General features: G+C 36.5%; 9 protein-coding genes and 1 pseudogene. 8 read left to right on the forward strand and 2 right to left on the reverse strand.

Annotated features, from left to right (window positions below; translation table 11 throughout):
• The first annotated feature begins 2 nt into the window (after positions 1–2).
• The 8 genes from ipgB1 (at position 3) to virB (ending at position 8,358) form a co-directional block, all read left to right on the forward strand.
• Positions 3–629, forward strand: a complete 627-nt coding sequence (gene ipgB1 / locus BGK49_RS10890) for a type III secretion effector IpgB1 (RefSeq protein WP_001166515.1) — start codon at positions 3–5, stop codon at positions 627–629.
• Positions 630–686: 57 nt separating this feature from the next.
• Positions 687–1,154 (forward strand): SycD/LcrH family type III secretion system chaperone IpgC, encoded by a 468-nt coding sequence (gene ipgC / locus BGK49_RS10895; RefSeq protein ID WP_000055835.1) that lies wholly within the window; start codon positions 687–689, stop codon positions 1,152–1,154.
• Positions 1,155–1,159: 5 nt separating this feature from the next.
• On the forward strand, positions 1,160–2,902 hold the full coding sequence (gene ipaB, locus BGK49_RS10900) for a type III secretion system translocon subunit IpaB (RefSeq protein ID WP_052764820.1): 1,743 nt from the start codon (positions 1,160–1,162) through the stop codon (positions 2,900–2,902).
• Entirely contained in the window at positions 2,865–4,013 is a 1,149-nt protein-coding gene (ipaC, locus tag BGK49_RS10905; RefSeq protein WP_073816660.1) for a T3SS translocon subunit IpaC, read from the forward strand. The genes ipaB and ipaC overlap by 38 nt, the downstream gene beginning before the upstream one ends.
• A gap of 50 nt (positions 4,014–4,063) precedes the next feature.
• Entirely contained in the window at positions 4,064–5,062 is a 999-nt protein-coding gene (ipaD, locus tag BGK49_RS10910; protein WP_046891859.1) for a type III secretion system needle tip complex protein IpaD, read from the forward strand.
• A gap of 8 nt (positions 5,063–5,070) precedes the next feature.
• Complete coding sequence (ipaA, locus tag BGK49_RS10915) at positions 5,071–6,972, forward strand: T3SS effector invasin IpaA (RefSeq protein ID WP_012421748.1); 1,902 nt, start codon at positions 5,071–5,073, stop codon at positions 6,970–6,972.
• Between the two features lie 3 nt (positions 6,973–6,975).
• Positions 6,976–7,212 carry a phosphopantetheine-binding protein gene (locus BGK49_RS10920; RefSeq protein ID WP_000588812.1) on the forward strand — a complete coding sequence of 79 codons (237 nt, stop codon included), beginning with the start codon at positions 6,976–6,978 and terminating at the stop codon, positions 7,210–7,212.
• 216 nt (positions 7,213–7,428) lie between these two features.
• Complete coding sequence (gene virB, locus BGK49_RS10925) at positions 7,429–8,358, forward strand: virulence regulon transcriptional activator VirB (RefSeq protein ID WP_000227976.1); 930 nt, start codon at positions 7,429–7,431, stop codon at positions 8,356–8,358.
• Between the two features lie 945 nt (positions 8,359–9,303).
• Here virB and ipaJ read toward each other — a convergent pair.
• Positions 9,304–10,083 carry a type III secretion system effector cysteine protease IpaJ gene (gene ipaJ, locus BGK49_RS10930; protein ID WP_046891860.1) on the reverse strand — a complete coding sequence of 260 codons (780 nt, stop codon included), beginning with the start codon at positions 10,081–10,083 and terminating at the stop codon, positions 9,304–9,306.
• A gap of 196 nt (positions 10,084–10,279) precedes the next feature.
• Positions 10,280–11,089: pseudogene (locus BGK49_RS31020) on the reverse strand (transposase).
• Positions 11,090–11,462: the final 373 nt, after the last annotated feature.

Genomic DNA, 11,462 nt, shown 5'->3' on the forward strand with positions numbered 1-11,462 from the left:
TCATGCAAATTCTAAACAAAATACTTCCACAGGTTGAATTCGCGATTCCTCGCCCATCATTTGATTCGTTAAGTCACAATAAGCTTGTAAAGAAAATATTATCTGTTTTTAACTTAAAACAACGCTTTCCTCAGAAGAATTTTGGATGCCCGGTGAATATAAATAAAATCAGGGACAGCGTCATAGACAAAATAAAAGATAGTAATTCGGGGAATCAACTATTTTGTTGGATGAGCCAAGAGCGAACCTCTTATGTCTCTTCAATGATAAACAGAAGTATAGATGAAATGGCCATACACAATGGAGTTGTTTTGACCTCAGATAACAAAAAAAACATATTTGCAGCTATTGAAAAAAAATTCCCGGATATAAAACTTGATGAAAAATCAGCACAAACATCTATCAGTCATACAGCACTAAACGAGATTGCCTCATCTGGCCTCAGAGCAAAGATTTTAAAACGTTATAGCAGTGACATGGATTTGTTTAACACACAAATGAAGGATCTTACAAATCTAGTATCCAGTTCCGTCTACGATAAAATATTTAATGAATCAACAAAAGTTTTACAAATAGAAATAAGCGCAGAGGTTCTAAAGGCTGTATACCGTCAAAGCAATACAAATTAAATCTGTTTATATTAAATCTTATACTTATTAAAGTAATGCAGACAAAAAGGAGACCTTATGTCTTTAAATATCACTGAAAATGAAAGCATCTCTACTGCAGTAATTGATGCAATTAACTCTGGCGCTACACTGAAAGATATTAATGCAATTCCTGATGATATGATGGATGACATTTATTCATATGCTTATGACTTTTACAACAAAGGAAGAATAGAGGAAGCTGAAGTTTTCTTCAGATTTTTATGTATATACGACTTTTACAATGTAGACTACATTATGGGACTCGCAGCTATTTATCAGATAAAAGAACAGTTCCAACAAGCAGCAGACCTTTATGCTGTCGCTTTTGCATTAGGAAAAAATGACTATACACCGGTATTCCATACTGGACAATGCCAGCTTCGGTTGAAAGCCCCCTTGAAAGCCAAAGAGTGCTTCGAACTCGTAATTCAACACAGCAATGATGAAAAATTAAAAATAAAAGCACAATCATACTTAGACGCAATTCAGGATATCAAGGAGTAATTATTATGCATAATGTAAGCACCACAACCACTGGTTTGCCTCTTGCCAAAATATTGGCTTCCACTGAGCTTGGAGACAATACTATCCAGGCTGCAAATGATGCAGCTAACAAATTATTTTCTCTTACAATTGCTGATCTTACTGCTAACAAAAATATTAATACAACTAATGCACACTCAACTTCGAATATATTAATCCCTGAACTTAAAGCACCAAAGTCATTAAATGCAAGTTCCCAACTAACGCTTTTAATTGGAAACCTTATTCAAATACTCGGTGAAAAATCTTTAACTGCATTAACAAATAAAATTACTGCCTGGAAGTCCCAGCAACAGGCAAGACAGCAAAAAAACCTAGAATTCTCCGATAAAATTAATACTCTTCTATCTGAAACTGAAGGACTAACCAGAGACTATGAAAAACAAATTAATAAACTAAAAAACGCAGATTCTAAAATAAAAGACCTAGAAAATAAAATTAACCAAATTCAAACAAAATTATCCGAACTCGACCCAGATTCACCAGAAAATAAAAAATTAAGACGGGAAGAAATACAACTCACTATCAAAAAAGACGCAGCAGTTAAAGACAGGACATTGATTGAGCAGAAAACCCTGTCAATTCATAGCAAACTTACAGATAAATCAATGCAACTCGAAAAAGAAATAGACTCTTTTTCTGCATTTTCAAACACAGCATCTGCTGAACAGCTATCAACCCAGCAGAAATCATTAACCGGACTTGCCAGTGTTACTCAATTGATGGCAACCTTTATTCAACTAGTTGGAAAAAATAATGAAGAATCTTTAAAAAATGATCTGGCTCTATTCCAGTCTCTCCAAGAATCAAGAAAAACTGAAATGGAGAGAAAATCTGATGAGTATGCTGCTGAAGTACGTAAAGCAGAAGAACTCAACAGAGTAATGGGTTGTGTTGGGAAAATACTTGGGGCACTTTTAACTATCGTTAGTGTTGTTGCAGCAGCTTTTTCTGGAGGAGCATCTCTAGCACTGGCAGCTGTTGGTTTAGCTCTTATGGTTACGGATGCTATAGTACAAGCAGCGACCGGCAATTCCTTCATGGAACAAGCCCTGAATCCGATCATGAAAGCAGTCATTGAACCCTTAATCAAACTCCTTTCAGATGCATTTACAAAAATGCTCGAAGGCTTGGGCGTCGACTCGAAAAAAGCCAAAATGATTGGCTCTATTCTGGGGGCAATCGCAGGCGCTCTTGTCTTGGTTGCAGCAGTCGTTCTCGTAGCCACTGTTGGTAAACAGGCAGCAGCAAAACTTGCAGAGAATATTGGCAAAATAATAGGTAAAACCCTCACAGACCTTATACCAAAGTTTCTCAAGAATTTTTCTTCTCAACTGGACGATTTAATCACTAATGCTGTTGCCAGATTAAATAAATTTCTTGGTGCAGCGGGTGATGAAGTAATATCCAAACAAATTATTTCCACCCATTTAAACCAAGCAGTTTTATTAGGAGAAAGTGTTAACTCTGCCACACAAGCGGGAGGAAATGTCGCTTCTGCTGTTTTCCAAAACAACGCGTCGAAAAATCTAGCAGACCTGACATTATCGAAATATCAAGTTGAACAACTGTCAAAATACATCGGTGACGCAATAGAAAAATTCGGCCAATTGCAGGAAGTAATTGCAGATCTGTTAGCCTCAATGTCCAACTCTCAGGCTAATAGAACTGATGTTGCAAAAGCAATTTTGCAACAAACTACTGCTTGATACAAATAAGGAGAATGTTATGGAAATTCAAAACACAAAACCAGCCCCGATTTTATATACAGATATATCCACAAAACAAACTCAAAGTTCTTCCGAAACACAAAAATCACAAAATTATCAGCAGTTAGCAGCACATATTCCACTTAATGTCGGTAAAAATCCCGTATTAACAACTACATTAAATGATGATCAACTTTTAAAGTTATCAGAGCAGGTTCAGCATGATTCAGAAATCATTGCTCGCCTTACTGACAAAAAGATGAAAGATCTTTCAGAAATGAGTCACACAATTACTCCAGAGAACACCCTGGATATTTCCAGTCTTTCTTCTAATGCTGTTTCTTTAATTATTAGTGTAGCCGTTCTACTTTCTGCTCTCCGCACTGCAGAAACTAGATTGGGCTCTCAATTGTCATTGATTGCGTTCGATGCTACAAAATCAGCTGCAGAGAACATTGTTCGGCAAGGCCTAGCAGCCCTATCATCAAGCATTACTGGAGCGGTCACACAAGTAGGTATAACGGGTATCGGTGCCAAAAAAACGCATTCAGGGATTAGCGAACAAAAAGGAGCCTTAAGAAAGAACCTTGCCACTGCTCAATCTCTTGAAAAAGAGCTTGCAGGTTCTAAATTAGGGTTAAATAAACAAATAGATACAAATATCACCTCACCACAAACTAACTCTAGCACAAAAATTTTAGGTAAAAATAAACTGGCACCAGATAATATATCCCTGTCAACTGAACATAAAACTTCTCTTAGTTCTCCCGATATTTCTTTGCAGGATAAAATTGACACCCAGAGAAGAGCTTACGAGCTCAATACCCTTTCTGCTCAGCAAAAACAAAACATTGGCCGTGCAACAATGGAGACATCAGCCGTTGCTGGTAATATATCCACATCAGGAGGGCGTTATACATCTGCTCTTGAAGAAGAAGAACAACTAATCAGTCAGGCCAGCAGTAAACAAGCAGAGGAAGCATCCCAAGTATCTAAAGAAGCATCCCAAGCGACAAATCAATTAATACAAAAATTATTGAATATAATTGACAACATCAACCAATCAAGGAATTCTACAGCCAGTCAGATTGCTGGTAACATTCGAGCTTAATATATCCAAGAGCCATAATAATATATGGCTCTTCCTATAAGGAAATAACCATGAATATAACAACTCTGACTAATAGTATTTCCACCTCATCATTCAGCCCAAACAATACCAACGGTTCATCAACCGAAACAGTTAATTCTGATATAAAAACAACGACCAGTTCTCATCCTGTAAGTTCCCTTACTATGCTCAACGACACCCTTCATAATATCAGAACAACAAATCAGGCATTAAAGAAAGATCTCTCACAAAAAACGTTGACTAAAACATCGCTAGAAGAAATAGCATTACATTCATCTCAGATTAGCATGGATGTAAACAAATCCGCTCAACTATTGGATATTCTTTCCAATAAAGAATATCCAATTAATAAAGACGCAAGAGAATTATTACATTCAGCCCCGAAAGAAGCCGAGCTTGATGGATATGAAATGATATCTCACAGAGAACTGTGGGATAAAATTGCAAAGTCAATCAATAATATTAATGAACAGTATCTGAAAGTATATGAACATGCCGTTAGTTCATATACTCAAATGTATCAAGATTTTAGCGCTGTTCTTTCCAGTCTTGCCGGCTGGATCTCTCCCGGAGGTAACGACGGAAACTCCGTGAAATTACAAGTCAAATCGCTTAAAGACGAATTGACAAAGCTCAAGGATAAATATAAAGATAAACCGCTATATCCAGCAAATAATACTGTTAGTAAGGAACAAGCAAATAAATGGCTTACAGAATTAGGTGGAACAATCGGCAAGGTATCTAAAAAAAACGGGGGATATGTTGTCAATATAAACATGACCCCAATAGACAATATGTTAAAAAGCTTAGATAATCTAGGTGGAAATGACGAGGTTGTGCTAGATAATGCAAAATATCAGGCATGGAATGCCGGATTCTCTGCCGAAGATGAAACAATGAAAAATAATCTTCAAACTTTAGTTCAAAAATACAGTAATGCCAATAGTATTTTTGATAATTTAGTAAAGGTTTTGAGTAGTACAATAAGCTCATGTACAGATACAGATAAACTTTTTCTCCATTTCTGAGGTGCGCCATGCATAATGTAAATAATACTCAAGCGCCAACATTCTTATATAAGGCAACTTCACCATCATCAACAGAATACAGCGAGTTAAAAAGCAAAATATCCGATATCCATAGTTCGCAAACTTCTCTAAAAACACCAGCATCAGTGTCTGAAAAAGAAAACTTTGCAACGTCTTTTAATCAGAAATGTCTTGATTTTTTATTTTCTTCCTCAGGGAAAGAAGATGTGTTAAGAAGCATTTATTCCAACTCAATGAATGCGTATGCCAAAAGCGAGATTCTAGAATTTTCAAATGTTTTGTACTCCTTAGTACATCAAAATGGTCTTAATTTTGAAAACGAAAAGGGACTTCAAAAAATTGTCGCACAGTATTCGGAACTAATTATAAAAGATAAATTATCCCAAGATTCTGCCTTTGGACCATGGTCGGCAAAGAATAAGAAACTCCATCAATTACGACAAAACATTGAGCACAGACTTGCACTATTAGCACAACAACACACATCTGGTGAAGCTTTATCATTGGGACAAAAACTCCTCAATACTGAAGTATCATCATTTATCAAGAATAATATTCTTGCTGAATTAAAGTTAAGTAATGAAACTGTTTCATCTCTCAAACTAGATGATTTAGTTGACGCACAGGCAAAACTTGCCTTTGATAGTTTGCGCAATCAACGTAAAAATACTATTGATAGTAAAGGATTTGGTATAGGTAAACTGTCAAGAGACTTAAATACAGTAGCCGTGTTTCCTGAGCTGTTGAGAAAAGTCCTTAATGATATTTTAGAAGATATAAAAGATTCGCATCCTATCCAAGATGGCCTCCCTACACCTCCCGAAGATATGCCAGATGGCGGACCAACCCCCGGAGCCAATGAGAAAACATCCCAACCTGTAATTCACTATCATATAAATAATGATAATAGAACTTACGATAATAGAGTTTTTGACAACAGAGTATATGACAATAGCTATCACGAGAACCCAGAAAATGATGCACAGTCTCCTACTTCTCAGACAAACGATCTATTATCCCGTAACGGAAACTCATTACTAAATCCACAAAGAGCACTAGTTCAAAAAGTAACTTCCGTTCTACCACACTCTATATCAGATACTGTCCAGACATTTGCAAATAATTCAGCTTTAGAAAAGGTTTTCAACCATACTCCAGATAATTCGGATGGAATAGGTTCAGACCTGTTAACTACGAGTAGTCAAGAAAGATCTACAAATAACTCTCTTTCTCGGGGACACAGGCCTCTGAACATACAGAACTCTTCAACCACCCCCCCTCTCCACCCGGAAGGAGTGACAAGCAGTAATGATAACTCATCAGATACAACTAAAAGTAGCGCTTCTCTTTCTCATAGAGTAGCTTCGCAAATCAATAAATTCAACTCAAACACTGATTCAAAAGTACTTCAGACTGATTTTTTATCAAGAAATGGAGACACATATTTAACACGGGAAACGATATTTGAAGCTTCAAAAAAAGTAACAAACTCCCTAAGTAATCTTATATCTCTCATTGGAACTAAATCAGGAACACAAGAACGAGAGTTACAGGAAAAATCAAAGGACATTACAAAATCCACAACAGAACACAGAATAAACAACAAATTAAAAGTTACAGATGCAAATACAATAAACTACGTAACAGAAACCAACGCAGATACAATTGATAAAAATCATGCGATCTATGAAAAGGCAAAAGAAGTATCTAGCGCCCTCAGCAAGGTATTGTCAAAAATTGACGATACCTCTGCAGAATTACTTACAGATGATATATCTGATTTAAAAAATAACAATGATATTACAGCTGAAAACAATAATATATATAAAGCAGCAAAAGATGTAACCACTTCCCTATCAAAAGTATTAAAGAATATCAATAAGGATTAAAATATGATAAAAGAAAAAATATTATCAATAGTGGCCTTTTGCTATGGTATAGCGTACAGCAAACTATCTGAAGAAACTAAATTTATTGAAGATCTTTCTGCCGATTCTCTTTCTCTGATTGAAATGCTGGATATGATTAGTTTTGAGTTCAATCTACGTATAGATGAATCTGCATTAGAACACATTATTACTATTGGAGATCTTATTTCTGTAGTCAAAAATAGTACAAAATCAATATAGTAATTGATAAGCATTTTTTCATCTATGGAGCTCTCACATCAGAGCTCCACAAGAATATTATTCTTTTATCCAATAAAGATAAATTGCATCAATCCAGCTATTAAAATAGTAATTTTTAAGACTACCGTTGACTATCATCAACAGTTACATACAATCTTGCTCACACTGCATTTAACTTTTGTCAATATAAATCAATATGAATAAACAGGGTGTGATATGGTGGATTTGTGCAACGACTTGTTAAGTATAAAGGAAGGCCAAAAGAAAGAGTTTACACTCCATTCTGGTAATAAAGTTTCCTTTATCAAAGCCAAGATTCCTCATAAAAGGATCCAAGATTTAACCTTCGTCAACCAAAAAACGAATGTACGCGATCAAGAATCCCTAACAGAAGAATCATTAGCCGATATCATAAAAACTATAAAGCTACAACAATTCTTCCCTGTAATAGGAAGGGAGATTGATGGTAGAATTGAAATTCTGGATGGCACTCGTAGAAGAGCATCTGCAATATATGCAGGAGCAGATCTTGAAGTTCTATATTCAAAAGAATATATATCTACTCTTGATGCCAGAAAACTAGCAAACGATATACAAACAGCAAAAGAGCATAGCATCCGAGAACTTGGTATTGGTCTTAATTTTCTGAAAGTATCAGGGATGTCCTATAAAGACATAGCCAAAAAAGAGAATCTGTCTCGCGCGAAAGTCACTCGTGCCTTTCAGGCAGCAAGCGTTCCACAGGAAATAATATCTCTATTTCCAATCGCGTCAGAACTTAACTTTAATGACTACAAGATATTATTCAATTATTATAAAGGACTTGAAAAGGCTAATGAATCTCTTAGTTCTACACTACCAATATTAAAGGAAGAAATAAAAGACCTTGATACAAATTTGCCCCCGGACATATATAAAAAAGAAATTTTAAACATCATAAAGAAAAGCAAAAACAGAAAGCAAAACCCTTCGCTAAAAGTTGACTCGTTATTTATTTCTAAAGACAAACGGACTTACATAAAAAGAAAAGAGAATAAAACAAACAGAACTCTAATATTTACATTATCTAAAATAAACAAAACAGTTCAGAGAGAAATAGATGAAGCTATTCGGGATATAATTTCTCGCCATCTATCGTCTTCATAAACATCGAACACTGATGTAAACTGCCCAATTCAGATAATAAAAATCTTCGTTGAACTTGACTTTCAGCCGGTGGGGTAATTCCGTCGGCTATCTGTTATTCAATCCCCACGCACTGTGTTTCCTTAAAATTACGGTGACAACTCATACCCTGCTGACCACGAGAACATTATCTGGTGAAATTAGTAATATTCATATCATTGAAAATGAATTGTGCAACTAAGGGATGCGGCATGATGGTCAAAATTTTATGTGAAGATGAGTGACTGGCCGAAAATATTCAGCGTATTTTTAATCGTTTCAATAAAAACAGCGAGGATTAGCAGTCAACGCTTTTACTACTCAATTTTTTTACATGGTGATAAACAAAAAATCCACCATTAACAGACTTCGTTCACAGTATCAAAAAAGCTTTAAGAATATATTAGCAGCTTTCTCAAATATAATTACTGTTTTATTCTCCTAATCTTCCCATAAAATGACCGACTTACATTATTTTATAATTATAAACAAGTTTGATTTTAAAATCATATTAATTATTAACAAGAGATTTATTTTTCTAACCCCAAAAGTTATGCTTAGTCAAAGAGTAACTTATAATATCCATACCCCTCATAGGGCTTACAGTTTAAATTGCGGGTATAAAATACATCTATTTTCAAATAAAATAAAGCATACTCCAATTACAACGAGTGACTAAAATAAAAATATCATCCAAGTCAATCACTGTTTGCTCTGCAAAATATGTCAGCCTTCTCAAACTTACCAGCACTTAAATATTTAAGCACACAATCATTCCTTGAGGGAGTTCACTTATTTCAAGAGAAACATTTCGTCTTCCCACACAACTAATCCGCCCAATATAGCTAAATTTGTACTCAGTAATATCATTTGTTATGCCCCCCGCCCCAAAATATTCAAGCTCCTTCACAGATAAAAAACGACAATTTAAAAAGCCTCATTAGTTATAACTATGGAAATACCTATTTTAGTATATCCTATAAAGTTAGAATTACTTCTTCTTGCACCTAATTCCATAGTTGAAAAACAAGAATAATTTTCTCCTACAGCTGGATCCATATAGCTTCCATCAGGTCTACACAACACCCAGTGGAGGCCGACAGGAACTCCAATAAAGGATACAGCAACAGCTTCCAAAACTCTTTGGTTAGAAGATAACACATCTCGTTGATGTACTATATTACATCCCATGCCAATTAATAAGTCCCTTGCATCGGGATAAATAAAACTAATTACTTGCGAAAAAATGTTACTTTCTTCAACGACATAAGCATTCAATCCAAGAAGCCTCGTAGCCATGACTATCTTATCAGGCATAGAATAACCGGCATCCGCGATATTATCTTTGTGTATTCTCGGATTATAATTACCACTAGTTATTAAGTATAAATCCCGCTCACAACGATTATCCAAATCAAGAGAACTCTTCCTTGTCATTTCGGACATAGACCCTTTGTATTGTGGTATTTTATCAACCCCTAATTCCTTTGCAGCACAGAGTAAACTGGCAGCTCCACAAGAATTGTCATACATCTGCTTCCTCGCCAAAAAACAACCTTGTTCGTTTACTCTATTCTCATTTACCCTCACATCAGTCTGATGAGATATCATATATTCTCTTGGTATAGCCCCCTGCAATAAAACCCCATATAACATAACACCTGTATGAATACATCCCCGTTTGCAAGGCTTCCGTTGTTCCGACATCGACGAGTAATTGCAGCACAGTATTGCATCCAGCAATGCGAACTACTATGAGAATTAGCTGACCGGGTCCTTATTCCCCGAACGAACTTTAAATCCAAAACCTCATACTCTTTTCCGTCGTCATCACGTCCGTCACCATAACAACCTTTCAGCATCCACCCTTTTATTAAGAGTTAATGTCCATCAGCATCAGCAATTAATACCGCCTGATACTGACATATTTTTGTCGTATTTACGTCCATAATCGGTTATTGTGATACAGGTCACACCAGCTTATTTGCTATTGTTACAATAACCACCTTGGTTGAGAGCTGTTTTTTCAACTTTGTTATCAACTCCCCCAACTCCTTGGTCAGTAAGGCTGCCGACCGAGCACAGTGAATAGATAGTATCCGCAGGTACCACCATGCTTACTTAATACTCAGAAGGCGAAGTGCTCTCCAATTAACTCTGCCGCACTATGCTTATAAGCTGCTTTTCAATGCCGTCTATCAACATGTCCAGTTCATTCAATCTGTTGTACTGGTAATCCAACGCAGTAATGATATATGCAGGTATTCTTTCATCCACTCCAGTAACGTTTCATGCAAAGCATTAATTTACGCGCTACGGAACTTCACCAGTTGACTGAGCAAACGATGTGGGACCAGTACTGCCTGCAGTTCTTCTATTGTCACAGCGATTTCTTTACCAAACAGCTGAACCACCATCAAGATAAAGATAGCCTGAACATTCATCGCACCATTTTGTTACCAATGGCAAAAGATTTAACGAACCGTGCCTGCATCAGGCGGACTTTTTATCCCTGCTTTGTTAGCTCCCTAACCTTGTACAGAGAGCCTCCATAAGCTCCCATATCAAGCAGACATGGTTCGCAGTTACTGACATACACCAGAAAACTCTGACAGCAGACTCACTTATCCTCCACTTCACTCATATCCTTATTGGTGAGATGAACCTGAATGACATGTTTTGCGACATAAACGCCAACCAGTGTATATTTCACCTGTAGAGATTCTACAATCTGTAGCGTTATGCATCTAATGTTAGGCTCTATGATGTCAGAAATCTGCGAGACTCTACACCTTCTGCATTTACCTTTATTTATCACCATGCTCCTCAGTTAACGGAGAACGTGTTCATTGCATTTTGTCACTTACATTTCGCCTTTGGTATCGGGGAGATATAGGTTCCAACGTTCCGCATGAGAACCTGAACCGGCTTCACGCCACCTTGATACCAGATGCCGCACAGGCAGTCAACAAGTGTCACGAACGGTGCAATAGTGATCCACACCCAACGCCTGAAATCAGATCCAGGGGGTAATCTGCTCTCCTGATTCAGGAGAGCTTATGGTCACTTTTGAGACAGTTATGGAA

Origin of the sequence: Shigella sp. FC1544 (genome assembly GCF_001722145.1) — a bacterium.
Lineage (GTDB): Bacteria > Pseudomonadota > Gammaproteobacteria > Enterobacterales > Enterobacteriaceae > Escherichia > Escherichia coli.

Bases quoted from the DNA above. Each gene is read 5' to 3' on its own strand.
- ipgC (WP_000055835.1), top strand. From the start codon at position 687: ATGTCTTTAAATATCACTGAAAATGAAAGCATCTCTACTGCAGTAATT.
- virB (WP_000227976.1), top strand. From the start codon at position 7,429: ATGGTGGATTTGTGCAACGACTTGTTAAGTATAAAGGAAGGCCAAAAG.
- ipaJ (WP_046891860.1), bottom strand. From the start codon at position 10,083: ATGTCGGAACAACGGAAGCCTTGCAAACGGGGATGTATTCATACAGGT.
- ipaC (WP_073816660.1), top strand. From the start codon at position 2,865: ATGTTGCAAAAGCAATTTTGCAACAAACTACTGCTTGATACAAATAAG.
- ipaA (WP_012421748.1), top strand. From the start codon at position 5,071: ATGCATAATGTAAATAATACTCAAGCGCCAACATTCTTATATAAGGCA.
- ipaB (WP_052764820.1), top strand. From the start codon at position 1,160: ATGCATAATGTAAGCACCACAACCACTGGTTTGCCTCTTGCCAAAATA.
- BGK49_RS10920 (WP_000588812.1), top strand. From the start codon at position 6,976: ATGATAAAAGAAAAAATATTATCAATAGTGGCCTTTTGCTATGGTATA.
- ipgB1 (WP_001166515.1), top strand. From the start codon at position 3: ATGCAAATTCTAAACAAAATACTTCCACAGGTTGAATTCGCGATTCCT.
- ipaD (WP_046891859.1), top strand. From the start codon at position 4,064: ATGAATATAACAACTCTGACTAATAGTATTTCCACCTCATCATTCAGC.